The 24,668-nt window shown below is 65.6% G+C and carries 19 protein-coding genes and 1 tRNA gene; 13 read left to right on the plus strand and 7 right to left on the minus strand.

Translation table 11 applies throughout. The annotated features are described in order from the left end of the window. Positions 1-31: 31 nt before the first annotated feature. Together LC083_RS03665 and LC083_RS03670 are read right to left on the minus strand one after the other, a co-directional pair. Positions 32-1,303, minus strand: a complete 1,272-nt coding sequence (locus LC083_RS03665) for a DUF418 domain-containing protein (RefSeq protein ID WP_226699226.1) — start codon at positions 1,301-1,303, stop codon at positions 32-34. A gap of 92 nt (positions 1,304-1,395) precedes the next feature. After that, positions 1,396-2,400, minus strand: coding sequence for an SPOR domain-containing protein (locus tag LC083_RS03670; protein ID WP_226700012.1), 1,005 nt, complete (start codon positions 2,398-2,400; stop codon positions 1,396-1,398). Between the two features lie 223 nt (positions 2,401-2,623). Here LC083_RS03670 and LC083_RS03675 point away from each other — a divergent pair, with 223 nt between their 5' ends. Genes LC083_RS03675 through LC083_RS03685 form a run of 3 tightly spaced genes read left to right on the plus strand, consistent with a single transcriptional unit; the run spans position 2,624 to position 5,240 of the window. Next, positions 2,624-3,340 carry a ParA family protein gene (locus LC083_RS03675; protein ID WP_160608081.1) on the plus strand — a complete coding sequence of 239 codons (717 nt, stop codon included), beginning with the start codon at positions 2,624-2,626 and terminating at the stop codon, positions 3,338-3,340. A 30-nt stretch (positions 3,341-3,370) separates the two neighbouring features. Beyond that, positions 3,371-3,883, plus strand: a complete 513-nt coding sequence (locus LC083_RS03680; RefSeq protein ID WP_160608083.1) for a hypothetical protein — start codon at positions 3,371-3,373, stop codon at positions 3,881-3,883. Between the two features lie 40 nt (positions 3,884-3,923). Further along, positions 3,924-5,240, plus strand: coding sequence for an SPOR domain-containing protein (locus tag LC083_RS03685; protein WP_226699227.1), 1,317 nt, complete (start codon positions 3,924-3,926; stop codon positions 5,238-5,240). A gap of 66 nt (positions 5,241-5,306) precedes the next feature. On the opposite strand, the gene LC083_RS03690 is transcribed toward LC083_RS03685, so the two are convergent. Both LC083_RS03690 and LC083_RS03695 read right to left on the minus strand, forming a co-directional pair. Then, positions 5,307-6,539 carry a dihydroorotase gene (locus LC083_RS03690; protein ID WP_226699228.1) on the minus strand — a complete coding sequence of 411 codons (1,233 nt, stop codon included), beginning with the start codon at positions 6,537-6,539 and terminating at the stop codon, positions 5,307-5,309. Next, positions 6,536-7,561: an aspartate carbamoyltransferase catalytic subunit gene (locus tag LC083_RS03695; RefSeq protein WP_226699229.1), complete on the minus strand. Its 1,026-nt coding sequence runs from the start codon at positions 7,559-7,561 to the stop codon at positions 6,536-6,538. The genes LC083_RS03690 and LC083_RS03695 overlap by 4 nt, the downstream gene beginning before the upstream one ends. 112 nt (positions 7,562-7,673) lie before the next feature. Between LC083_RS03695 and sppA the strand changes: the two genes are divergently transcribed. From sppA to LC083_RS03725, 6 genes are all read left to right on the plus strand, one after another. Further along, positions 7,674-9,551, plus strand: coding sequence for a signal peptide peptidase SppA (gene sppA / locus LC083_RS03700; protein WP_226699230.1), 1,878 nt, complete (start codon positions 7,674-7,676; stop codon positions 9,549-9,551). 89 nt (positions 9,552-9,640) lie between these two features. Further along, a tRNA-Val gene (locus tag LC083_RS03705) sits at positions 9,641-9,715 on the plus strand. Positions 9,716-9,874: 159 nt separating this feature from the next. Next, positions 9,875-10,837, plus strand: a complete 963-nt coding sequence (locus LC083_RS03710; protein WP_226699231.1) for a carotenoid biosynthesis protein — start codon at positions 9,875-9,877, stop codon at positions 10,835-10,837. Next, positions 10,834-13,899, plus strand: a complete 3,066-nt coding sequence (locus tag LC083_RS03715) for an NAD(P)-binding protein (RefSeq protein WP_226699232.1) — start codon at positions 10,834-10,836, stop codon at positions 13,897-13,899. The genes LC083_RS03710 and LC083_RS03715 overlap by 4 nt, the downstream gene beginning before the upstream one ends. Positions 13,900-13,984: 85 nt before the next feature. Continuing rightward, positions 13,985-15,676, plus strand: coding sequence for a TIR domain-containing protein (locus LC083_RS03720; protein WP_226699233.1), 1,692 nt, complete (start codon positions 13,985-13,987; stop codon positions 15,674-15,676). Continuing rightward, a complete protein-coding gene (locus LC083_RS03725; protein ID WP_226699234.1) occupies positions 15,677-17,479 on the plus strand; it encodes a hypothetical protein in 1,803 nt (600 codons plus the stop codon). Positions 17,480-17,541: 62 nt separating this feature from the next. On the opposite strand, the gene LC083_RS03730 is transcribed toward LC083_RS03725, so the two are convergent. Both LC083_RS03730 and LC083_RS03735 read right to left on the minus strand, forming a co-directional pair. Further along, entirely contained in the window at positions 17,542-17,799 is a 258-nt protein-coding gene (locus LC083_RS03730) for a hypothetical protein (RefSeq protein ID WP_226699235.1), read from the minus strand. Between the two features lie 54 nt (positions 17,800-17,853). Continuing rightward, the gene (locus tag LC083_RS03735; protein ID WP_226699236.1) at positions 17,854-18,465 is read right to left on the minus strand and encodes a TetR/AcrR family transcriptional regulator; all 612 of its coding nucleotides are present in this window, start codon (positions 18,463-18,465) and stop codon (positions 17,854-17,856) included. A gap of 121 nt (positions 18,466-18,586) precedes the next feature. On the opposite strand from LC083_RS03735, the gene LC083_RS03740 reads away from it, so the two are divergent. The 4 genes from LC083_RS03740 to LC083_RS03755 all read left to right on the plus strand — a co-directional run bounded on the left by LC083_RS03740 (position 18,587) and on the right by LC083_RS03755 (position 24,297). Next, complete coding sequence (locus LC083_RS03740) at positions 18,587-20,911, plus strand: TonB-dependent receptor (RefSeq protein ID WP_226699237.1); 2,325 nt, start codon at positions 18,587-18,589, stop codon at positions 20,909-20,911. 177 nt (positions 20,912-21,088) lie between these two features. Next, positions 21,089-22,369, plus strand: a complete 1,281-nt coding sequence (gene serS, locus LC083_RS03745; protein WP_226699238.1) for a serine--tRNA ligase — start codon at positions 21,089-21,091, stop codon at positions 22,367-22,369. Beyond that, positions 22,366-23,130 (plus strand): 5'/3'-nucleotidase SurE, encoded by a 765-nt coding sequence (surE, locus tag LC083_RS03750; RefSeq protein WP_224831095.1) that lies wholly within the window; start codon positions 22,366-22,368, stop codon positions 23,128-23,130. The genes serS and surE overlap by 4 nt, the downstream gene beginning before the upstream one ends. Positions 23,131-23,172: 42 nt before the next feature. Next, positions 23,173-24,297, plus strand: coding sequence for a potassium channel family protein (locus LC083_RS03755; RefSeq protein WP_319003413.1), 1,125 nt, complete (start codon positions 23,173-23,175; stop codon positions 24,295-24,297). On the opposite strand, the gene LC083_RS03760 is transcribed toward LC083_RS03755, so the two are convergent. Continuing rightward, the gene (locus tag LC083_RS03760) at positions 24,298-24,666 is read right to left on the minus strand and encodes a DUF1761 domain-containing protein (RefSeq protein ID WP_226699239.1); all 369 of its coding nucleotides are present in this window, start codon (positions 24,664-24,666) and stop codon (positions 24,298-24,300) included. Between the last annotated feature and the right edge of the window lie 2 nt (positions 24,667-24,668).

Here is a 24,668-nt window from a genome sequence, read left to right on the forward strand (position 1 = left end):
TGTATTGCGAATTAGTCGCAATAGCAAGCCTTCACCGCTTCAACGCGAACATCCGTCCATAGGTCAGGCAGCGCCACAGCCATTCGAGGGGGCCGTAGCGAAAGCGTTCCAGCCACGGTTTGGACCATGCCAGCATCAGCACCCAGGTCGCCAGCACGAAGCCATACAGCTCGATTCGCCCGAAGCGCGCGAACAGGTCGAGCCCCCAGTTGCCGAACACGAACAGCATCACGATCGAGGTGCCGAGGTAGTTGGTGAAGGCCGCGCGCCCCGCGGCTGAGACACGGTCTGCGACCCACCCGCCCGCCTTCGGCGCATGGAGCGCGAGCAGGACGGCAAGGCCCAGCACCATGAACAGGCGCGGGATATGCGACCAGCCGACGAATGCGGCGAGCGTGCCGTAATAGGTGAGCCCTGAATTTTTCGTCGCGATCGCGATCCACAGGTGCAGGGCCGCGCCAATGACAAGGCCCGCCCAGGCCCAGCCACGCAGCTTGCGGCTGTCCCAGCGCCCGTCGAACAGGCCCTTCTGGTAGAGCACCATGCCGAACAGCATCAGTGGCAGCGTCTCGAAGGCGAAGAAGAACAGCGACATCGCCGGCCCAGAAGCGTGCTCGGTGATATTGTGTTCGACATAGTCGAAATAGGTACCGTCCTGCCGGATTACGGTCTCGGCGCGCCCGTCGGCGAGGTCTTCCTCGGCGGCGACCTGCAATTCCTGCTGCATCGGGGCGAATACGGCATTGTCCTGGTGGTCGCCATCTGCGGCAACCTGCATGAAGATCGTCATCATGCCGTAGAGCAATGCGCCCGCGATATAGGCGAGAATGCCGAACACCAGCTTCTTGCGCACGCTCATGCCGATGAAGACGGCCACGGCGATCAATCCGCTGATCGCGTAAAGGAACAGGATGTCCCCGCGCCAGATGAAGTAGAAATGGATCAGCCCGAACAGGCCGAGCCACAGCAGGCGCTTCACCTGCAGCCAGACCGTGCCGCCCTTGGCCCAGACGCGCTCCATGAAGAGGTATAGCCCGGCCCCGAACAACAGGCTGAACAGCCCCCGCATCTTGCCGTCGATCAGGACGAACTGGGCGACCCACAGCCAGCCGTCGGCCGGGCCCGGCTCGGTCGCGAAACCGTCGGGGAACATGTAGGCAGTGAACGGCTGACCCATCGCGAAGATGTTCGCCGCAAGGATGCCCATGACGGCGAGGCCGCGGATGAAGTCGAGGCTGGCAATCCGTCCGCCGGTTTCGGCAATAGGCTGCGGCCGGTCAGGTGTCGTCGCTTCGCTGTCCATGATCCCCCCTTGTCCTAAGCGGGGTTACGCCTCTGCCCGGCGGGGTGACACCCCCGCCAGCCGACCTGCGCACAGCTTTCGACGAAGGCTGCTCAGCGGGTGACGAGGCAATCCTGCCCGCTACGCTTGAGCGAAGCGCAGGCGGACGCGGCCTCGGAGCGGCTGGCATAGCCTGCCGCATAGAGCACGGTCAGCTTGCCCGAAGCCTTCTCGAGCTTCTCCCGCCCGGCGATCTCGGGCCGCGATGCCAGTTGCCGCCACATGCGGTCGGCATTGCCTGCCACGGCGAATGATCCGAGCTGGACCTTCCATTCGCCGGCAGGCTTCGTAGCCGGCGCTTTCGGCGCGGCAGGCTTGGCCGGAGCGGGTGCAGGCGCGGCCAGCGCTGCGACAGTCACCGGGGCCTTGTGGACCTGGACGGGCTTGGGCGCAGGTGAAGGAGCAGGCGCAGGGGCGGCGGGATCTTCCGTTGCCCCCAGAGCGAGGTCGACCGCAGCAAGGTCCCGGGCGCGGCGCGATTCGGTGTCGGCCCTGATCGAGACGGCCAGCGCCTGGGCCTGCTGGCGTTGCTCCAGTGGGATATATTCGTCCATCTGGGCCAGCGCGCTCGCCGCCTGCGGCAGTCCCGTGCTGTTGGCCAGTGTCAGCAGGGCATAGGCGCGCGGCCAGTCCTTGTCGGCAAGGTCGCCGTTGAAATGCGCGATACCGAGTAGGTATTGCGCGCGCGGATCGCCCCGCCCTGCCGCACCCGCGACATAGGGCATGGCCTTTTCGCGCTCCCCCTTCTGGAACAGTAGCAGGCCGTACTGGTCGGCGGCGCGCAGGTGCCCCTGCGCTGCAGCCTGCGCATAGAGCGTCTCGGCCTGCGCATCGTCCGCCGGCACGCCGCGTCCCAGCCGGTAAGCCTGCGCGAGGTTGAACTGTGCATCGGCATCGCCTGCACGCGCCGGTTCGCGCCATTCGCGCACCGCGGCATCGTAATTGCCCGCGCTCCACGCATCGACACCGGCCTTCACGTCGGCCAGCGCCGCACCCGCAGGCAGCAGCACTGCGAGCGCTGCGACAGCTGCGCAAATGCCTGGTTTGTGGAGCTTCATCTGCACGTCCCCGTCCTTTTCCCTGCGCCGGTGGATACCCGCCGAGGCGGTCTGATAGCAACGCCCGGCTTAACAAAGCCTCGACATTGCGGCCTCGCCCCCTCGCAAATGAATGTCCGGCAAAATTAACCCTAAATTAGGGGTAGTCTGCGATTTCCTTCTGTCGAGAGGGCCGCACCTTCGCGGCTCGACGTGGCTACAGGCGCAATCAGGGGGACCAACCTTGCGTGTATTGGCATTGGCATCGCAGAAGGGCGGATCGGGCAAGACCACCCTATCCGGACATCTAGCCGTTCAGGCACAGCGAGCGGGCGCAGGCCCGGTCGTGCTGATCGACATCGACCCGCAAGGCTCGCTTGCCGACTGGTGGAACGAGCGCGAGGCGGAACTTCCCGCCTTCGCCCAGACGACGGTCGCCCGGCTCGCCAACGACCTGGCGGTCCTGCGCCAGCAGGGCTTCAAGCTGGCCGTCATCGATACGCCGCCGGCGATCACCATGGCCATCCAGTCGGTGATTTCGGTTGCCGAGCTGATCGTCGTGCCGACCCGTCCCAGCCCGCACGATCTGCGCGCCGTCGGTGCCACCGTCGACCTGTGCGAACGCGCCGGCAAGCCGCTGATCTTCGTGGTCAACGCAGCCACGCCCAAGGCCAAAATCACTTCGGAAGCCGCCGTCGCGCTGTCGCAGCACGGCACGGTCGCCCCGATCACCCTGCACCACCGCACCGACTTCGCTGCCTCGATGATCGACGGCCGCACGGTCATGGAAGTGGATCCGGAAAGCCGTTCGGCTGCCGAGGTCACCGCGCTGTGGAAGTATATCGCGGACCGCCTCGAAAAGAATTTCCGCCGCACCGTGTTTGCCGCGCCGAACTCGCAGTCGGCCGTGCCAGGTGCCTATCGTCCCGCCGGTGGCTTCGGCCGTCGGGTCGCCCAGTAAGAGCAAAAGAGGAAAGGCGGGGCTAGCCGGATGTCTGACGCCAATTTCGCATCGCTCTCTTCGACCCTGCTGGCGCGCAAGGGTGGCGCCAAGCCTGCCATGCGTCCGCAGTCGACGATTGCCGGGCCAGTGGACGGAGCCGCAGCGGCGGCCAATCTCGAAGACCTGGGCTGGAACGATATGGGTGACGACGCGCCTGTTGCCGAAAGCAAGAGCGCTCAGGTCGTCTCGATCGCACCGCTGGCCGCCAATGAAAGCGGCGGTCCGAACCAGGTACGCGCTTCGCTGGATCGCATCGCGAGCCAGCTGGAAAAGAAGCCGGAAGACAAACAGCCCGTCCAGCGCGCTTCCGCGCTGCGCCAGGGCAAGCGCGCAGCCTTCACGCTGCGCCTCGACCAGAAACGGCACCTCATGCTGCGCCTCGCCTGCACCGTTCGCGGTGCCAGCGCCCAGCAGCTGGTGACCGACGCACTCGACGGCCTCTTGGCCGAAATGCCGGAAATCGCCGCGCTCGCTGCCCAGGTGCAGCGGGACGGTCAGTGAGCACAACCAAGGACGTGGGATCGCCTTTAGGGGGTAAGCAATGACGCAGACCAGGAAACAAATCTTCGTCCGGCTGGCCGTTACCACGGCCCTGGCAACCACAGGCCTCGCAGGCTGCAGCGGCAAGGTCGCACCGACCGCGTCGCATTCGGCCGCCAAGGCTGAACTCGCGCTGCAGAAGGGCAAGGCCAGCAAGGCCGTCCAGCACGCCGAGGCGGCGGTTCTCGCCAGCCCGCGCGATGCCGGCGCCCGCACGCTGCTGGGCAATGCCTATCTCGAATCCGGTCGTTTCCAGTCCGCCGCGCAGAGCTTTGCCGATGCGGTCGCACTGGGCGACAATGGTCCGCGCACCGTCGTCAGCCTCGCCCTCGCCCAGATCGGCGCGGGCGACCAGGCCGGTGCCATCGAAACGCTCGAGCGCTGGGAAGCCGCCATCGATCCGGCCGACTTCGGCCTCGCCATCGCGCTTGCCGGCCAGCCGGAACGCGGCGTCCATGTCCTGAGCAATGCCATTCGCGGCGGTGAAAACACCACCAAGACCCGCCAGAACCTCGCCTATGCCTATGCGCTTTCGGGCCAGTGGCGCGCTTCGCGCCTGATGGTCGCCGAAGACGTGCCCGCCGACCAGGTCGGCGACCGCATGGCCGAATGGGGTGCGCTTGCCAGCCCGCAGATGTCGCGCGTTCGCGTCGCCCACCTGATGGGTGTCGGGATCGAAGCCGACCAGGGCCAGCCGGCCATGCTCGCGCTGTCGAACAATCCGAGCGTCGAAATGCTCGCCGCAGAAACCGTCACCGACGAAGTCGTCGTCGAGGACGAAGCGCCGGCGTTCGCCTTCGCCGGCGAATTGCCGCCGGTCGACGATGCCCCGGTCGCGCTCGACAGCGCGGACGCAGGCCTTGCCGATGCCGGCCTGTCGGTCGCGCAGCCGCGCAAGCAGTTCGTCGCTGCCGAAGTCGCGCAGCCGGTCCCGGCTCCGGCCCCGGGAAAGTGGCGTGTCGCCGATGCCGCTCCGGCACGTGCCGCCGCGCCTGTCGCCGCACCTAGCCTCTCGCTCGCCAAGGGCAATTACAACATCCAGCTCGGCTCGTATTTCTCGATGTCCGATGCACAGGAAGGCTGGCGCAAGTTCCAGAGCATGTACCCACAGCTGAGCGACGCGCAGAAGGTCATCACCAAGGCCCGCGTGAACGGCAAGATCTACTACCGCGTGGCCGCTGCCGGCTTCGCCAAGGATTCTGCCCGCGGCCTGTGTTCCACGGTCAAGGGCAAGGGCGGCGGTTGCATCGCCTATGCCTCCGGAAATCCGCTTCCCGGTCATCTCGGGGATGCGGCAATAAGGGTCGCAGCGCGCTAAGACGCGTAGCCAAAATCCAAGACTGAAAGCCCCTGCCGGAGCGATCCGGGAGGGGCTTTTTCTTGGTCAGCCGCCGATGGCAACGCCGCCCTTCCACAAGGCCGTGACGCGGCCCTGGGTCGGCTGGCCGTCGAAGGGCGTGTTGCCTGCGGTCGCGGCCATCTTCGCGCTCTGGATGACCCACGGGCGGTCGGGATCGACAATCGCGATATCCGCCTCCAGCCCGGCTTCAAGGCGGCCTGCCTCCACGTCAAGCAGCTGGGCAGGCTTGCCTGCGACCAGTTCGAACGCGCGGCCGAGGTCGATCACGTCGTCCAGCACCAGCGACAGGACCATCGCGAGCAGCGTCTCCGCGCCCGCCATGCCCGGTTCGGCATCGGCGAAGGGCAGGCGCTTGTCCTCGGGGCCGCGCGGGTCGTGGCCGCTTGAAATCACGTCGATCGTGCCGTCCGCAATGGCTGCGCGTACCGCCTGCCGGTCCGTCTCGCTGCGCAGCGGGGGCGACAGGCGGGCAAAGGTGCGGAAATCGACAGTCGCGAGGTCCGACAGCATGAAGTGCGCAGGCGTGACCCCGGCGGTGACTGCCTGCCCTTGCGCCTTCGCGCGGCGGACGAGGTCGAGGCCTGCGGCGGTCGTTACCTGGCGGAAATGCAGGCGGGCGCCCGCCATTTCAGCAAGGGCGAGGTCGCGTGCGATGGCGATCGCTTCGGCTTCGGCAGGGGCGCTCGGCAAGCCGCGGCGGGTGGCGTATTCGCCGGCCGTTGCGACGGCGCTGCCGACGAGTGCTGCATCCTCGGCATGGGTGACCACCGTCATGTCGAGCATGGCGGCATACTGGAGCAGGCGCAGCATCGCGCCAGAATCCGCAATCCAGCTGCGCCCCGTCGCCACGCCGCGGGCACCGGCCTCGCGCATCAGGGCGATCTCGGCGATTTCCCGCCCCTCAAGCCCGCGCGTGGCGGCTGCCAGCGGGTGGACCCAGAGGTCGGGCTTCCCGCTCTTGGCGATGTAGGAAACGCGGCTCGGCAGATCGAGCGCAGGCGACTGGTCCGGCATCAGCGCGGCGCGCGTGATCCCGCCAAAGTGGAAGGCGGGCTTGTCGATGGCGAAGACGCCGAGGTCGACAAGGCCCGGGGTAACCAGGCCGCCCCGTGCATCGACAATCTCGTCGCCATCTTCAGCCGTAACGTCGCCGAGTGCGGCGATCCGGCCGTCGACCATGCGCAGCGCGCCTTCGCGCACGCCTGCCGATGTAACCAGCCGGCCGCTGGTAATCGTGATCGGGCGGGTCTGCTTCATGCCGCTTCTCCCCAGCCCTCGACCCCTCGCGAGCGTCGGGTCAGCACCTCGAGACAGGCCATGCGGATGGCCACGCCCATTTCCACCTGCCGCGTGATGATCGAACGGTCGATCATGTCGGCCACGTCGCTGTCGATCTCCACGCCGCGGTTCATCGGACCGGGATGCATGACGAGCGCGTCCTTGCCGGCCTTTTCGAGCCGCGCGGCGGTGAGGCCGTAGAGGTGGTGGTATTCGCGCGCCGAGGGAATGAACTGGCCGCTCATCCGTTCGGTCTGGAGCCGCAGCATCATGACCACGTCCGCCCCGTCGAGCGCGGCGTCGAAATCGTGGAACACCTCGGCTCCCATCGCCTCGATACCGGCCGGCATCAGCGCCGGCGGGGCACAGAGCCGCACCGTTGCGCCCAACGCCTGCAGGCACAGCAGGTTCGACCGGGCCACGCGGCTGTGCAGGATATCGCCGCAGATGGTAATGGTGAGGCCGGTGAAATCGTCCGCCGCGGCGCCGCGTTCGCGCAGCGAATGGCGCAGCGCCAGCGCATCGAGCAGCGCCTGCGTCGGGTGTTCGTGCTGGCCGTCGCCCGCGTTGAGGACAGGGCAGTCGACCTTGTCCGCGATCAGCCCGGTCGCCCCGCTTGACCCGTGGCGGATCACAATCGCATCGGCGCGCATGGCGTTGAGCGTGATCGCCGTGTCGATCAGCGTCTCGCCCTTCTTCACGCTGGAGGTGGCCGCGTGCATGTTGACCACGTCCGCGCCCAGCCGCTTGCCGGCGATCTCGAAGCTCAACAGCGTGCGCGTGCTGTTTTCGAAGAAGGCATTGATGATCGTCAGACCGGCCAGCGTATCGGTATGCTTGGTGCGCTGCCGGTTGAGAGCGACCCATTGTTCCGCCTCGTCGAGGAGGAAGAGGATCTCGTGCCGCTCCAGCTGGCCGATGCCGAGCAGGTCGCGATGCGGAAAGGCCCGCGCACCCGCAGGATAACGGGCGGCGTGAGGCGGTGTTTGCGAAGCTGTCATTAAAGCCACGCCCTTAGTCGAGTGCTATCGCACCCTCAAGCACATTCGGGTGGCATATCCCGCAGGGCTTGCCTAAACCGGTGGAGACACAAGTTTCAGGGGTGAGTTTCCGATGCGATTTGCAGGCAAGGTCTGGCGGCTGCTGGTTGGGATCAAGGATGGCCTGGTCCTCCTGTTCATGCTGCTGTTCTTCGGATTGCTCTTCGCCATCCTGACCACCCGCCCCAGCCCGGCAGAAGTGCGCGAAGGCGCGCTGGTGCTCGAACTCGACGGCGTCATCGTCGAAGAGGCGAGCCGGATCGACCCGCTGCAGGCCCTGCTGGCCGGCGAGGCGCCGACCGGCGAATTCCAGGCCCGAGACGTCGTGCGCGCGCTCGATGCGGCGGCTGGCGACGAACGGATCGATGCCGTCGTCCTCGATCTCGACCGCTTCATGGGCGCAGGGCAGGTCCACCTGCAGGACATCGGCGAAGCGATGGACCGCGTGCGCGCGGCGGAAAAGCCGGTGCTGACCTATGCCACCGCCTATGCTGACGACGGCATCTTCCTCGCCGCGCATGCGAGCGAGGTCTGGCTCAACCCGCTGGGCGGCGCGATTGTTGCCGGACCGGGCGGAAACCGCCTCTATTTCAAGGGCCTGCTCGACAAGCTGCAGGTCAACGCCCGCGTCTACAAGGTCGGCACCTACAAGAGCGCGGTCGAACCCTATACCGAAACCGGCATGTCCGAACCCGCGCGTGAAAACGCCCGCGCGCTCTATGGCGCACTGTGGGAGGAATGGCAGGCCAATGTAAAGAAGGCCCGTCCGGCAGCGGACCTCGATCTCGTCACCAAGACGCCTGCCGAATGGGTGGAAGCGGCACAGGGCGACCTGTCGAAGGCCGCGCTCGACGCAGGGCTCGTCGACAAGCTCGGCAGCCGCGACCAGTTCAATGCGCGGCTGGTCGAACTGGTCGGCAAGGACAAGTGGAGCAAGCTGCCCAACGCCTTCCCCTCGACCGATTACGACGCCTGGCTCGCCGACAATCCGCTGAAGACGGAAGGCAAGCCGATCGGCGTGGTCACCATCGCGGGCGAGATCGTGGACGGTAAGGCCGGCCCCGGCACCGCCGGCGGTACCCGCATCGCCGACCTGCTCGACGAAGCGCTCGAACGCGATTTCGCCGGCCTCGTGGTCCGCGTGGATTCCCCGGGCGGTTCCGTCCTCGCGAGCGAGGAAATCCGCGAGGCGATCATGCGCCACAAGGCGCGCGGCATCCCTGTTGCCGTTTCCATGGCCAATGTCGCGGCCAGCGGCGGCTACTGGGTTTCGACCCCCGCCGACCGCATTTTCGCCGAACCCGACACCATCACCGGTTCGATCGGTATCTTCGCAGTGCTGCCGACCTTCGAGGGCACGGCGCAGAGCATCGGCGTGAACAGCGACGGCGTGCAGACCGGCCCGCTGTCCGGCCAGCCCGACCTCGTGGCAGGCCTGACGCCGGAAGTGGATCGCATCCTTCAGGCCTCGATCGAGGACGGCTATCGCGACTTCCTCGGCCGCGTGTCCGAAGCGCGCGGCATGACCATTGAGGCAGCCGACCGCGTCGGCCAGGGCCGCGTCTGGGACGGCGGCACGGCCCGCCAGCTCAAGCTGGTGGACGAATACGGCGGCATGGAAGAAGCGCTCGCCTGGGTCGCGGCACAGGCCGAACTCGGCGATGGCAAGTGGCACGCCGCCTATCTCGGCAACCCGCCGAGCGCGCGCGACACGCTGCTGCGCCAGATCCTCGACAGCGAAGGCGATGCCGAAGGCCGCGATGTCTTCGCTCTCTTCGCCCGGCAGGAAGCGCGCACGCTGTCTTCCATCGCCAGCGAGGCAAGCCGCCTGCTTTCGGTCCAGGGCGCGCAGGCCTACTGCCTCTCCTGCCCGCAGGCAGAGGCGGTGAAGGCATCGCAGCCCGCCCCCAAGGGCTGGCTGGCGCGGCTGGTTTCGCTCTTCGCCGACTGACCGGCCATCGCGCTTGCAAAGGCGCGATTCGCCGCGTAAAGGCGCGCCCCTGTCCCGTGTCGGACCGGCTTTCCGGCGACACGCAGGGCGGGCGCGTAGCTCAGTGGTAGAGCACACCCTTCACACGGGTGGGGTCGCAAGTTCAATCCTTGCCGCGCCCACCATTTTCCCGACCTGAAACGCTCCAGTACCGGTCCCGACCGGTCGCCTTCGCGCGCCCCGCGTCGGGCGCGCGCTTGCTTTTCGCCGCGTCCGGCCTACCATCTTCGCAAGGGATCGCAGGACCTTGAGGCGGAACACCGCCCGCTTACGCGGAGGGGGACATGGGGGCGATCTCGACCAGGCTGGCGCGCATACCGGCAACGGTATGGCTGATCCTGACACTGTTCACGATCATACTGTTCTATGTCGGCATCAGGACCGGCGGGTTCAACATGCCGCTGGAGAGGATACCGTGGAGCATCCTCGTTCCCTCCACCGCCGCGATCTGCTTTGCGCATTCGCTGCTGATGCTGGGCTGGCACAGGGCCTTCACCCTGTTCGCCATGGCGGTGTCGATATCCTTCGTGTTCGAATATGTCGGTGAAAGCACCGGCCTGATCTTCGGGCCCTATTTTTATACCGATGTGCTGGGCGACAAGGCCTTCGGGCGCATCCCGTACCTGATCCCCCTGGCGTGGTACATGATGTTCTACCCCAGCTACGTCATCACCAATTTGCTGGCGGAAGGCGGGCCGATCTCGCGCCGCGAGGGGTTCGTGCCCGTCGTCTGGCTGTCGATCCTGAGCGCACTGGTGATGACCGCGTGGGACCTCACCATGGACCCGGTGATGAGCTTCAACACCTGCGCCGACACGACCAAGGTCTGCGTCGACAATCTCGACGAGGTGAATGTCGGGCACCCCGCCTGGGTCTGGGAGAAGCCGGGGCCGCATTTCGGCGTCCCGCTGGAAAACTTCCGCGGATGGCTCATTGCCAGCTTCACCGTCTTCTTCACCTATCGTTTGGTCGAGCGCAGGCTGCCGTTGCGCACCTTCGCCGGGATGGACGCGCGCATCATGGTGGTGATCCCGGTCGGCGTCTATTCGGCGATGGCGCTGGTCGACACGTGGCTGGGCTATCCCGAAATCGAGGACGTGCACCTGATCTCGCCCTTCGTGATGGGCATCCCCGCTTTCTTCGCCGCCTTCCACCTCTTCGCCAACCGGACCGACCTGCCCCTGCTTCCGGGCAAGGCGCCGCCCGACGATGGCTGGCACGAAAGCAGCTGGGAGACAGGCGCATGAGCAAGACACGCGTAGCCATCCTGGGCGGCGGCCTGTCCGGCGTGGTCACCGCCTTCTACCTCAGCGCGCCCGAACAGCGCGGGAAGTACGACATTACCATCTACCAGCTCGGCTGGAGGCTGGGCGGCAAGTGCGCCACGGGCCGCAACCAGGACCATGGCGACCGTGTCCAGGAGCACGGGCTGCACGTCTTCATGGGTGCTTACCAGAACGCCTTCCGCATGGTGCAGGAAGCCTATGCCGAAGCGCGCAACCGGCCCTTCGAAAAATGGGAGCACGCCTTCACGCGGCAGGACTGGCTGACGCTGATGGACAAGGAAAACGCCTACGCCTCGCCATGGGTGATGAAAGTGCCGGTGATGCCCGGCACCCCCGGTATCGACCGCGCACCGGACCTGTGGGGCCGCATGGCGCAAGTGCTCGAATGGATCGAAAGCGAGCTGCTCGGCACCCATGGCAAGACCTTCTCCAGCCATCCGGACCTGTCGGCGCTGTCGTGGTGGCGGCGCATCCTGACCCGGCTGCTGCTGGGGGTGGAACATCTCGTCGCGCAGGCCGCCAGCGTGCTGGTCCGCGACGCGCTCGAACTGGTGCAGCTGCTGGTGGAAGACCCGCGCAAGCACGGCTCGCACCATCACGGCCTGCTCGCCGAACTGCTTGCCGGGCTGCGCAGCTGGATCCAGCGCCGCGCGCGGCCGCTGCTCGAAAAGGACGACGAGCTGCGCCATTTCTGGGTCTGCGCGGACCTCGGCCTGTCCAGCCTGATCGGCTCGCTGCGCGACGGGCTGCTGTTCGACCCCGAAGCCAACCTCGAACGGGTGAACAAGCTCGATTACCGCGAATGGCTGCGCTCGCACGGGGCGGACGAGATATCGCTCCAGTCGGCGCTGATCCGCAGCCTTTACGACCTCATCTTTGCCTATCCGCAGGGCGACTGGACCGGTCCGGGCGAGGTCGAGGCTGGCACCATGGTGGTCTCGCTGATGAACACGGCGACCTACCAGGGCTCGATCATCTGGAAGTTCAACAGCGCAACCGGCGACGCCATCGTCCAGCCGATCTACGAAGTGCTGAAACAGCGCGGGGTGAAGGTGGAATTCTTCCACCGCGTCGACCGGCTGGTCCCCTCCGCCGACGGCAGCGAGATTGCCGCGGTGGAGATCGGGCGACAGGTCGAACTGGCAGGGGAAACCTACCATCCGTTGCGAACGATCGAATTCGCCAACCGGCCTGCCATGCATGTCTGGCCGGACCGGCCGCTCTACCGCCAGATCAAGGATGGCGAGAAGCTGGAAGCGTCGGGCGCTGATCTCGAATCGCACTGGACCGACTGGCAGGACCCCCTGCCGCCGTTGGTCCTGAAGAGCGGCGACGATTACGATGCGCTGGTCCTGGCGATCCCGCCGGCGGCCCACGCGACCATCTGCCGCGACCTCATCAGCCAGAAATCGGAATGGCGGCGGTTCAACACCACGATCCGCAGCACTGCCACGCAAAGCCTCCAGACCTGGATGGACAAGACCGAGAAAGGGCTCGGCTGGGACAAGCCCTCGCTGGTCGGGGCTTACGACAAGGTCAATCTCAACACCTGGTGCGACATCAGCGAGGTACTGGCGACAGAAAGCTGGCCGAAGGATTCGGGTGTTTGTTCCGAACAGATCATGTGCGGTCCGCTTCCCTGCAAGGACACGCTGCCGCCAAGCAGCGACCACGAATACCCCGCCCGCCAGCAAGCCATCGTCGACCAGCTCGCCGATGACTTCCTCAATGGCGACGGGTCGTATTTCTGGCACCGCGAATTCGGTCCGGGCGGTCCGGACAAGGGCACTATCATCAGCCGCTACAGCCGGGCGAATATCGATCCGAGCGAGCGTTATACGCTGACGGTGCGCGGATCGACGCGGCACCGCATGACGGCCAGTGGTTCAACCTATTCTAACCTCTATCTGACCGGGGACTGGATCCAGAACGGGCAGAATCTCGGCTCCTTCGAGGCGACCACCATCTCGGGCATGCTCGCCAGCCATGCGATCTCGAAGTTCCCGACCGATATCAGGGGCGTGGACGCAGAAGCGCTGACCCGCGCCGAATACCCGCAAAAGCCTGCCGACGGGCCGGGCCTGTTCGTCAAACACCACGGCATGTCGACCTTCCCGGGGACGATCACGCTGAACAATACGACCATGTGGGCCTTCCTGCTCGATGCGGACTACGACCTCATGGCCGGCTATTGCCGCAGGATGTTCGACGAGCCGAGCGGGGGTGCGGTGAAGGTGCGCCCGATGGGTTCCACCATGATGATGTCCATCGTCGACATCCACACCGGCCGCTTCGTCGACGAACCCCAGATGGGCTGGTCGCCCGAACGCGAGCTCACTTTCTGGATACCCGCGGTCCGCGTGGAGAAGCGCGGCGGCAAGGAAGTGGCCACGCATTTCGACATGGTCATGCCCTATCTCGTGCTCGACAATCCGGTCGCCATCGCCTCGGGCCGCGAGATTTTCGGCTATGCCAAGCAGAAGGGCTGGATCACCCTGCCCGGCGACGAAGGCAACACGGACGCGGCGCTGTCGGTCGACCTCTTCGCCACGAAGTCATTCGGCAAGGACGCACAGCAGGCGCGCCACCGGCTGCTTACCCTGTCGAGCCCCAAGGAAGAGGACAGCAGCATCCTCGGCAAAGTCGGCAGTTTCGGCGAGGCGGCCAAAGCCCTGTTCCATCATCTCGGAGCGCGCAAGGGCGGCTGGCACAACAGCCTCGGCCTAGACCTCGAAATCATCGGCGATGCGCTGCACCGGCGGGTCCCGCAGCTTTTCCTCAAGCAGTTCCGCGACGTCCACGACGGGAACCGCGCCTGCTACCAAGCCATCACCGAAGCTATGGGAGAGGTGACGAAATTCGACGCTTTCCCGAAGCTCGTCACTTTCGACATGGCGCTCGATCACCTCGACAGCTCGCCCGTCGCGTCGGATTTCGGCATCGCGCCCCGCCAGAAGGTGCGCGGCGTGCGCATTGCCTACGACATGACGATACTGCCCGGCACGGTGCTTTGGGAAGGCTAGGACGCGAGCGTGGAAATCGGTCCGGTATGCGGTTAGGGTGCAGCAGGCCTGCGAGGGCAGGCCGGTGGCGGAACGGGGGTTAGGCTTGCACGACCTGTTCATTTCGTACGGACGCGCTGACGAGCCGCTGGCCCGGCAATTCGCCGTGACGCTGGAACAGGAAGGCTTCGCCGTCTGGTGGGACGAAACGCTGCGGTCCGGCGACACCTATGACGAGGTTATCGAGGCGGCATTGCGCCAGGCCCCCGCAGTGGTCGTCCTCTGGTCGGCGACCTCCGTGCAATCGCGCTGGGTCCGCTCGGAAGCCACCATCGGCGATCGCAACGGGGCGCTGGTGCCGGCCATGATTGCGCAATGCGAACGCCCGATCATGTTCGAGCTGACCCAGACCGCCGATCTCACCGGGTGGAACGGGGACCGCGAGGATCCGCGCTGGCGCAGTTTCGTGGGCGATGTACGGCTGGTCGTAGACCGGCGCAGGGAGCAGGCCGGTGCCGCAGCTTCCTCTGCCACGCCCCCCACTGCGCCGCCACCCGTCGCTCCGGCCCTGCCGCCACAGGCGCGCGAAGGCTCGCTTCCTTCCCTTGCTGTGCTGCCGTTCAAGAACCGGTCCGGCATCGAGGACGACGAGGTCTTCGCCATCGGCCTGGTGGAAGACATCATCGACGCCATGTCGCAGGCGGCGGAACTGCGGGTCCTGTCCAGCAGCGCCATCGCGCGGTTCCGGCAAGGCGAGATCGCCGATATCGAGGCGATGGCCCGCAGCCTGGGGGTACGCTACATCCTTGAAGGCAATGTGCGCCGCCGCATGTCGATCCTGCGTGTGACCGCGCAGCTGCTCGATGCGAAAAGCGGCACGATCCTGTGGACCCAGAAGTTCGAGCGACCGCTCGACGAACTGGCCGAGCTCGAAGAGGAACTGGTCACCGAGGTCGCCGCGCACCTCAATTCGCAGGTCAACCGGCTGGAGATGGAACGCGCGCTGAGGAAACCCGACAACCTCACGGCCTGGGAAATGGTGACGCGCGCAGTGGCGAATTACCGGCAGATCACCGCAGAAACGCTGATGCTGGCCTTGCAGGATGCACAGAAGGCGGTGGAAATCGCGCCCACTTACGGGCTTGCCCATGCCATGCTCGCCGATGCCAATGCGACGATCTACATGCACGCGGTACCCGACGACCCCGATACCGTGGCGAAGATCAACGCGGAGATCGGGCAGGCGCTGGCGCTGGATGCGGAGAACCCGCTGGTGCTGGCCCATGTTGCCGAAGCCTACAATTATATCGGACAGCCGCGCGATGCGCTGATCTACGCCCAGCGCGCGCTCGAACGCAGCCCCAATTTCGGGCTCGCCCATTACAACGCCGGAATCGCGCATTCCTTGCTCGGCAACAGCAGGGAGGCGCTCGAGCAGTTCGACCTCGAGATTGCCGGCTCACCGGGGGCACACACGCAGTTCGCAACTTACGTCTGGCGGGGCAGCGTGCACCTGCGCGACGGGAACCATGGGCAGGCCCGCGAGGAATACAATCACGCCCTCCAGCTTAATCACACCAGCGCAGCCGCCTATCTCGGCCTGTTCCTCGTCGACATGCTGGAAGGAAATGTGGAAAACGGGCGGGCGAACCTGGCTCGCATGCGCCAGCACGATCCGCATGTTACGCCCGAAACGCTGGAACTCAGGCTGCGCCGCTGGTTCGGCATGATCGAGCATTGCGACCGGCTTTGCGCCTGGGGGCATGAACACTGGGAGGAAGAGGGCGTGACGGAATAGATGGCCGAAATTCTCGATCTCAAGCCGCGGCTGACCCTGCGTTTCGGCGTCACTGGCCATCGCCCGCCCCGCCTGCCGAAGGACCGGTACGATGCGGTCCGCCACAATTGCGAAGAGATTTTCGAGCATAGCCGCGAGGCGCTGGCCAAAATTTTCGCCAAGCACCGGGCCGTCTTTGCCGACGAAGAACCGCTGATCCGCCTTGTTTCCGCCATGGCCACGGGTGCCGACACGGTCGCAGCAGATGCCGCGTTAAAGCAGGGCCTGACTCTGTCCGCCTGCCTTCCCTTTGCGGCCGCAGATTACGCCCACGATTTCGCTCCCGAGGAATGGGTTCGCGCCAAGGCGCTGATCGATGCCGCGGATTCGACGGTCGAACTGGTCGACCATCGCCCGAACGACACCGCGGCCTATGAATCCATCGGCCGCCTCATCATCGCCCAATCCGATATCCTGATCGCCGTCTGGGACGGGGATGCATCGCGCGGGCGCGGCGGTACGACGGAGGTCGTCGCACAGGCCGTGGCGAGCCACATGCCGGTGATCCATGTCTGGCCGGACGAGATCCATCCGCCGCAACTGCTGTGGAGCGGGTTGCACGATGAAATCCCCGATCGCCCGTCCATCGACGGTGTAGAACGGGTGGAATTCAACAAGGCACTTCCGCATTTGCTCGAGGCGCTCTGCGCTCCGCCAGAAGGGTCCGAGGCCGCGCCCCTGTCGGTATTCTACCAGCCGGCCCCTTCGCGGCGGCAGTTCAGCTTCGCCTGGCCACTGCTGCTGCTGGCCTGCGGCACGAGGAGCCTTGCGAAGACCCGCCTATCGATCCCGACGATCGAGGACATGCGCGCCTATTTCACGCCCATGGTGGAGCCGTTCAAGAACTTCGGCCTGTTCGGCGAACGCCTCAACAACGAGGTGTCGGACCGGTTCGCCCGCGCCGACATGGCCGCCAGCTATTTCGCGTTGCGGTTCCGCAGCAGCTTCGTGACCAATTTCGCGCTTGCCGCCATCGCCGTGCTGCTCGCCCTGTCGGGCCTGTTCTGGCCGGAAGGCAAGGCGGTGCTGATCGCGGCGGAACTGCTCGTCATCCTGCTCATCATCTTCAACACGCGAAGTGCGCGCAAATCGGACTTCCACAAGATGTGGATCGACCGGCGTCACTTGGCCGAACGATTGCGCCTGCTGGCGGTTTCCTCGACCCTCGGGCGGCTCGAATTGCGCGATGTGGAGGACGGTACGACCCATCCCGGCTGGGTCACATGGTACGCCCGCGCCACCGCCCGCGAGCTGGAATTGCCGCCGGGCCAGCTCGACCGGGCCTATCTCGAAAAGGTGCGCGAGATGGCGCTGGAACTGATCCGCGACCAGATCGGCTATCACGAGAACAACGCCCATATGATGGAGCATACCAATCACCGGCTCCACCGGTTCGGTGACGGGCTGTTCGCCGGGACGATCCTGTTCTGCGCGGTGTTCCTGTCGACGATCGTCCTGCCCGGCAAGACCGGCTATCTCTTCGGCATCAGCCTTACGGCCGTGACGACCTTCGCCACGGCCTTCTTCCCCGTGCTGGCGGCAGCCCTTTACGGTATCCGCATGCAGGGCGACTTCGCCGCGACTGCAGAGCGCTCGGCGGCCATCGCCAAGCGGCTTCGCAAATTGCAGGCATCGATGATGCGCGACGATCTAGGTTACAACCGGCTGGTCGACCGGCTGCGGCGGCTGAGCGACATCATGCTGTCGGACGTCCACCAGTGGCAGCAGCAATACGAGACGCGACCCATCAGCCTGCCCGGCTAGCCCAAAGAGAAAGGCCGCCCCGGTCGGAGCCGCCTTTCGATGTCGTCAAAACGCGTTGACCATTAGGCAGCCTTCGCGCGGCTCTTCTTGGCGGGCTTGGCCGGAACTTCGGGTGCCTGCGGCTGCGCTGCCTTCTTCTCGGTCAGCTTCTTCGCCAGATATCCCCCGGCACCCAGCGCGATCATTGCAGGCAGGCTCATCCTGCGCAGCGCAGTCGCTGCAATGACGCCGAGCGCTGCGCCGCCGGCACCGCCGATGCCCACACTGGTCTGTTTAGCAATTTTGTCGCCCACATAGGCGCCGATTACCTTGCCGATCATGTGCAAATCTCCTTCGCCCCATCAACGGTCAGGAGCAGCCCGTGTTCCTGAAACCTACTTGCCGACGCCCTTGGCGAGGAGTGCATTGGCCGCGTTCGCGATTTCAGCCGCATCGGGGTCCCCGTCGCGCGCCCAGATGGCATAGCGCAGCCCGAGAAACACGTTCATTCCCATCAGCGCCCAGGCTTCGATCTCGCCCAGTCCGGGCCGCATGGCACCCGCTGCCCGACCGGCGTCCAGGCGGTCGGCAATACGCTCGGCGATCGTCTCGTAGTGATTCCGGTAGCTGGCGGGATCGACGAATTCCGCTTCGTCGATGATGCGGTAGATTTCCTTGTGCTCGGCCGCGAAGCGCAGGAACCCTTCAAGCGCCGCGCGCTCCACCGCCAGCGGGGCGGTCTCCGTGCCGATGGCATCACGCGCGGCGGTCTTCACCGCTTCGCTCATGTCGACGACCAACGCCCGGAAGATCGCGTCCTTGCTGTCGAAATAGGTGTAGAACGAGCCGAGAGCCACGCCCGCGCGGCGTGTGATCGAACTGATCGAAGCCTCGTGAAAACCGCGCTCACCGAATTCCTTCGCCGCCGCATCCAGCAGCTTGCGCTGGGTGCGCCGCCCCCGGTCGGTGCGCGGTATCTTGGGCTTTTCCGCCGTTTCGATGCTCATCCCATGGCCTCCCCGGACACGTGGCTAGACCCTTGCCACCAAAGGATGCAAGATAAAACTTGAAAGGTGGTTCAGTTTTCAATATCCAACCCTCAGAGAGTTATCGAGGGAGGGAATTTCGATGCGTTTCCATACGTCGCGCCTTGCGGGTGCTTTGCTTGTCAGCACCGCCGCAATCGCTTTCGCAGCGCCTGCTGCCGCGCAGTCGCAGCAGGACACCGTCGCCTCGCAGGATGCAGAAGACGAAGTCATCGTCGTCACCGCCCGCCGCCGCGAGGAACGCCTGATCGACGTGCCGGTCGCGGTCTCCGCCTTCTCGGGCGAAGCGCTGGAGGAACGCGGCGCGCTCGACATCACCGATATCGCGCAGTCGGTCCCCAACGTGACGCTCGAAGCGAGCCGCGCCACCAACTCGACGCTGTCTGCCTTCATCCGCGGCATCGGCCAGCAAGACCCCGTCTCGGGCTTCGAGCAGGGCGTCGGCATCTATCTCGACGACATCTACCTCAACCGCCCGCAGGCTGCCGTTCTCGACATCTACGACGTCGAGCGGATCGAAGTGCTGCGCGGTCCGCAGGGCACGCTCTATGGCCGCAACACCATCGGCGGCGCGGTCAAATATGTGACCAAGCGCCTGCCTCTCGAACCCTCGTTCAAGGCGCGTGCCACCTACGGCACCTACGACCAGGCCGAAGGCGTGGTGACCGCCTCGCTCCCGATGGGCGACCTCGTGCGTGTCGGCGGTTCGGTCGCGCGCCTGTCGCGCGGCGGTTTCGGCGAAAACCTGACCACCGGCCTCGAAAACTACAACAAGGATATCTGGGCCGGCCGCCTCAGCCTCGAAGTGGGCGGTTATGACGAGCCCGGCTTCATCCGTGTCCAGGGCGATTACACCAAGGACAAGTCGAACCCGCGCGGCGGCCACCGCCTGATTCCGGGCCTCGCATCGGGCGCACCTGTGCTCGACAACGTGTTCGACACGCGCGGCGCGCTCAACGATCCCGAACAGGAAGTCGAAAGCTACGGCGTCTCCATGCACGCCGAACTCGAGCTGTCCGACGCGCTGATGTTCCGCTCGATCTCGGCATTCCGCAAGGACGACAGCTACACGCCGATCGATTTCGACGCGCTTCCCGCCGTCGATCTCGACGTGCCGGGCGCCTATCTCAACGAGCAGCTGAGCCAGGAATTCCAGCTGCTTTATGACAATGGTGGCGCACTGACCGGCCTGCTCGGCTTCTACTATCTCGATGCGAAGGCCGACACGCTGTTCGACGTGCGCATCTTCACCACCTTCCCGGGCCTGACCGCTTACACGCAGGCGGAAGTCGACACCGAAACCTATGCAGTATTCGGCGACTTCACCTTCGACCTCAGCGAGCAGCTGAGCATCTCGGTCGGCGGCCGCTACACCTGGGACGAACGCAGTGCCTATATCCTGCGCCAGAACTACCTTGGCGGCGGCTCGCCGATCTTCGGCGGTGCGGGCGTGCCCTTCGGCCGTCCTTCGACCGATTTCGACGGCAGCCGCGAATTCAAGAAGTTCACCCCCCGCGCATCGATCAGCTTCATGCCGACGCCGGATCACAACATCTACGCCAGCTATTCCAAGGGCTTCAAGGGCGGCGGCTTTGACCCGCGCGGCGTGGGTGCCAATGCCCCTGCGGCCACTCCCGGCGCACCGACCGATGAAGAAGTCGCAGCCTTCCTCAGCTTCGCCCCGGAGCAGGTCGACAGCTACGAAGTAGGCTACAAGGGCGACCTCGGCATGCTGAGCATTGCTGCCGCCGCCTTTTATGCCGATTACACCGACGTCCAGATCCCGGGCTCGGTCGCCTGCACCGTGGCCGGCCTGCCGTCCTTCTGCGGCGTCGTCTCGAACGCGGGCAAGGCCACCTTCAAGGGCCTCGAACTGGAAGCGACCGCGCGGTTCGGCGGCGGGTTCAACCTGTCGGGCTCGCTCGGTTACATCGATGCGCAGTATGACGAATACATCACCAATATCGGCAACACGCCGACCGATGTGGCGGATTTCCGTGTCGTCCAGAACACGCCCGAATTCACCGGCAGCCTGACCGCCAGCTACGACACCGACCTTGGCGGCGGCGATCTCTACCTCGGCGCCTCGGTCTCCTATCGCAGCAAGACCACACAGTTCGAAATCCCGAACCCCTATATCGACCAGGACGGCTATGCGCTCGTCGATGCCAGCATCAAGTGGACCGCCCCCGGCGGCAACTGGAGCCTTGGCCTCTACGGCAAGAACCTGCTCGACAAGGAATACAAGACCAGCGGCTACACCTTCGTGGCGGTGAACCCGACCACCGGTGCGATCGTGAACGGTGCGAACGGCTTCCCCGTCCCGACGCTCGGGCCGGAAGGTACGCTCACGGCGTTCTACGGCAATCCGCGCCAGGTCTTTGCGACCCTCACCTTCGAATACTGATCGAAGGAGGTTCGGAAAGGGCGGTGGCCGCGCGACCCGGCCGCCGCCCTTTTTGCTGTCCGGTAGCCATGGCCGCCTGCCCCCTTGCGTTAGGGCCAGCACGATAAGCGAGCGTGCCGGGCGCTTCCGCCCCATTCCCACTGGCAATGTGCGGGGAGAGGCGGCATAGCGCGCGCCATGCACGATATCGCCTTCATCCGCAGCCATCCCGCCGAGTTCGATTCCGCCATGACGCGGCGCGGCGGCGAAGCCGTTTCCGAGCGCATCATCGCTCTCGATGCCACGCGCCGCGAGGCGACCACCCGCGTACAGGAAGCGCAGAGCCGCCGGAACGAGGCGTCCAAGGCGATTGGCCAGGCCATGGGCCAAGGCGACAAGGACAAGGCCGAGGCGCTGAAGGCCGAAGTGGCCGAGATCAAGGCATCGATGCCCGAGTGGGAAGAGGCCGAGCGCGCGGCGACCGCCGAGCTGACGGACCTCCTCGCCCGCCTGCCCAACATTCCTGCCGCCGACGTTCCCGAAGGTGCGGACGAGAACGACAATGTCGAAGTCCACCAGTGGGGCGAAAAGCGCAGCTTCGATTTCGAGCCCAAGGAACACGCCGACCTCGGCCCCGCCCTCGGTATGGATTTCGAGACGGGTGCTGCGCTTTCGGGGGCCCGCTTCACCTTCCTGCGCGGCGACATGGCGCGCCTGCACCGCGCGCTCGCCCAGTTCATGCTCGACAAGCAGACCCGCGAGAACGGCTATACCGAATGCAACCCGCCGGTTCTGGTCAATGACGATGCCATGTACGGCACCGACAAGCTGCCCAAGTTCGCCGATGACAGCTTCAGGACCACCGACGGGCGCTGGCTCATCCCCACCTCGGAAGTCAGCCTGACTGCCTCGGTCGCGGACAAGATCCTGCCCGACCTGTCCTCGCCGATCCGCATGACCGCCCACACGCTGTGCTTCCGCAGCGAGGCGGGCGCAGCAGGACGCGATACGCGCGGTTTCATCCGCCAGCACCAGTTCGAGAAGGTCGAACTGGTCAGCGTTTGTCGCCCCGAAGACAGCGAGGCCGAGCACGAGCGCATGACCAAGTGCGCCGAAGGCATCCTTGAGGCGCTGAACTTGCCCTACCGCCGCGTGCTGCTGTGCGTGGGCGACATGGGCTTCGGCGCGCGTAAGACCTACGACCTCGAAGTGTGGTTGCCCGGTCAGGGCGCCTGGCGCGAGATTTCCTCCTGCTCGAACACTGGCGAATTCCAGGCTCGCCGAATGAACGCGCGCTATCGTCCGGAAGGCGAGAAGAAGACCGTGTTCGTCCACACTCTCAACGGCTCGGGCCTCGCCGTGGGCCGCACGCTGGTCGCGGTGATGGAGAACTACCAGAACGCCGACGGCAGCGTCACCGTGCCCGAGGTGCTTGCCCCCTACATGGGCGGCGTGACCCGGCTGGAGCCTGTAGCGTGAGGATCCTCCTCACCAATGACGACGGCATCCGCGCCCGCGGCCTCGAAGTGCTCGAAGGCATCGCGCGCCAGTTTTCCGACGACATCTGGATTTGCGCGCCGGACGAGGAACAGTCGGGCATGGGCCATGCGCTGACGCTGACCCGCCCGGTACGCCTGCGCAAGCATGGCGAGCGGCGCTTTTCCGTCACCGGCACGCCGACTGATTCGGTCACGATGGGGCTGCGCAAGGTAATGGACGGCCCGCCCGACCTGATCCTGTCGGGCGTCAATCGCGGCGCCAACCTCGGCGACGACATCACTTATTCGGGCACCGTGTCGGCAGCCATCGAAGGCGCGCTGGCCGGCATCCGCTCGATTGCATTGAGCCAGGTCTATGCCCGCGAAGGCATCGGCGAAGCGGTGCAGTTCGATGCAGCGATCGAATGGGGCGCCCGCGTCGTGAAGCCCTTGCTCGACACCCCGCTGCCCAAGCGCACGCTCATCAATGTGAACTTCCCCGCCCGTCCTGCAGGCGAGGTGCGCGGCATCCGCGTCACTCGCCAGGGCTTCCACGACTATTCGCGGGGCACTGTCGTCGAAGGGCGCGATCCGCGCGGCTTCGACTATTTCTGGTTCGGCCTCGAGCCGATCGAGCACACGCTCGACCATGGCACCGATCTGGAAGCCGTCGAGGAAGGCTTCGTCTCGGTCACGCCCCTCCATCTCGACCTGACCCACCACGCCTCGCTCGGCGCGCTGGGCGAACGGTACGAAGGCTAAGGCATTGACCCGGCGGCCCGTGATGCGCAGAGATGGCGGCCGATGAGCGAGAGGAAACAGCCAGCCGCGGGCGGCGGAGACGCAAAGCGCATGCGCGGTCCGCGATTCCAGCCGCTGCGGCGCGCTGTGAGGATACCCGTCTGGGGCGATCTCGGCATCCGCCTCGGCCTGGCCCTCCTTCTGATAACCGCCGTAATCATGATCCACTGGTGGGATCGCGAAGGGCTGGTCGACAATCTCGACGGCGATGTGAGCTTTCTCGACGTCGTCTATTTCACGATGATTTCCATCACCACCACCGGCTTCGGGGACATCGCGCCCATCTCGGACCGGGCAAGGCTGGTGGAAGCGGTCATCGTGACCCCCGTCCGTTTCGCCGTGCTGTTCATCTTCGTGGGCACGGCATACAATTTCATCATCAAGCGCAGCTGGGAGAAATGGCGCATGGCCCGCATCCAGGAGCAATTGTCGAACCACATCGTGGTGCTCGGCTATGGCATCTCCGGCTCCGAAGCAGTTGGCGAACTGATCGAGCGGGGGACCGACCCTTCGTGCATCGTGGTTATCGACCCGAGCGAGGAGCGGCTGGCCGATGCAGAAGCGCTGGGCTGCAACGTCATGGCGGCCGATGCCACCCGCGATACCACCCTCAAGGCCGTGCGGATCAACGAGGCACAGAACGTGCTCGTCTCTGCAGGACGTGACGACACCTCGATCCTGATCGTGCTGACCGTTCGCGCGCTGGCGCCTAACGTCCCGATCAGCGTGGTGGTGCGCGCCGACGACAACGAGCCACTGGCCCGCCAGGCCGGCGCGAACAACGTCATCAACCCCGTCCGCTTCACCGGCCTGCTGCTCGCCGGCTCGGCAAAGGGCGAACACATCGCCGAATATCTCGCCGACCTCGCCTCGGTTTCCGGCCGCGTCCAGCTGGTCGAGCGCGAGATCACCGAAGAGGAATGCGGCTGCGCCATCGGCGAACTTAAGACCGGTGGGCGCGGCCTGCGTGTCTATCGTGACGGCCGTGCCATCGGCTTCTGGGAAGAGGAGTGCCAGAAGCTGCAGAAGGGCGACATCATCGTCGAGATCATCGCTACGCCCAATGGCGAGACGCGGGGTGACGGCCATATCCGCGACGACCGCATCCGCGAGGACGAGGACGCCTGATCAGTCGAGGAGCCAGAAGGTTCCCCCGATCGCCAGGTAGGCGGCCAGCCAGTAGGACCAATCGTACAAGGCTTCGCGCAGGGCCTGCTCGCGGCGGACTGCCGTGATGACCAGCGCTGGCCCGATGAAGGTCAGCGCGAGGCCGCCCGCCATCATGAAATAGAGCCACGGCTTCGCCTGCAGCGTTTCTACGCCGACGCGGGCCAGCATGTGTCCGACCATCGCCGCGCTTGCGAGCAGCAGAAGGGCTGCCAGCAGATGCAATGCAGGCTTCCCGCCGGGCATCGCCTTGCGGCCATAGAAAGCCACGCCGAGCAAGGAGGCAACCGCCCAGCCTGCGCCCACTGCGATCCAGTTTACCGGTCCCATTC

The organism is Qipengyuania gaetbuli (assembly GCF_020524765.1).
GTDB classification, from domain to species: Bacteria; Pseudomonadota; Alphaproteobacteria; order Sphingomonadales; family Sphingomonadaceae; genus Qipengyuania; species Qipengyuania gaetbuli_A.

Bases quoted from the DNA above. Each gene is read 5' to 3' on its own strand.
- LC083_RS03665 (WP_226699226.1), bottom strand. From the start codon at position 1,303: ATGGACAGCGAAGCGACGACACCTGACCGGCCGCAGCCTATTGCCGAA.
- LC083_RS03670 (WP_226700012.1), bottom strand. From the start codon at position 2,400: ATGAAGCTCCACAAACCAGGCATTTGCGCAGCTGTCGCAGCGCTCGCA.
- LC083_RS03680 (WP_160608083.1), top strand. From the start codon at position 3,371: ATGTCTGACGCCAATTTCGCATCGCTCTCTTCGACCCTGCTGGCGCGC.
- LC083_RS03685 (WP_226699227.1), top strand. From the start codon at position 3,924: ATGACGCAGACCAGGAAACAAATCTTCGTCCGGCTGGCCGTTACCACG.
- LC083_RS03690 (WP_226699228.1), bottom strand. From the start codon at position 6,539: ATGAAGCAGACCCGCCCGATCACGATTACCAGCGGCCGGCTGGTTACA.
- LC083_RS03695 (WP_226699229.1), bottom strand. From the start codon at position 7,561: ATGACAGCTTCGCAAACACCGCCTCACGCCGCCCGTTATCCTGCGGGT.
- sppA (WP_226699230.1), top strand. From the start codon at position 7,674: ATGCGATTTGCAGGCAAGGTCTGGCGGCTGCTGGTTGGGATCAAGGAT.
- LC083_RS03710 (WP_226699231.1), top strand. From the start codon at position 9,875: ATGGGGGCGATCTCGACCAGGCTGGCGCGCATACCGGCAACGGTATGG.
- LC083_RS03715 (WP_226699232.1), top strand. From the start codon at position 10,834: ATGAGCAAGACACGCGTAGCCATCCTGGGCGGCGGCCTGTCCGGCGTG.
- LC083_RS03725 (WP_226699234.1), top strand. From the start codon at position 15,677: ATGGCCGAAATTCTCGATCTCAAGCCGCGGCTGACCCTGCGTTTCGGC.
- LC083_RS03730 (WP_226699235.1), bottom strand. From the start codon at position 17,799: ATGATCGGCAAGGTAATCGGCGCCTATGTGGGCGACAAAATTGCTAAA.
- LC083_RS03735 (WP_226699236.1), bottom strand. From the start codon at position 18,465: ATGAGCATCGAAACGGCGGAAAAGCCCAAGATACCGCGCACCGACCGG.
- LC083_RS03740 (WP_226699237.1), top strand. From the start codon at position 18,587: ATGCGTTTCCATACGTCGCGCCTTGCGGGTGCTTTGCTTGTCAGCACC.
- serS (WP_226699238.1), top strand. From the start codon at position 21,089: ATGCACGATATCGCCTTCATCCGCAGCCATCCCGCCGAGTTCGATTCC.
- LC083_RS03755 (WP_319003413.1), top strand. From the start codon at position 23,173: ATGAGCGAGAGGAAACAGCCAGCCGCGGGCGGCGGAGACGCAAAGCGC.
- LC083_RS03760 (WP_226699239.1), bottom strand. From the start codon at position 24,666: ATGGGACCGGTAAACTGGATCGCAGTGGGCGCAGGCTGGGCGGTTGCC.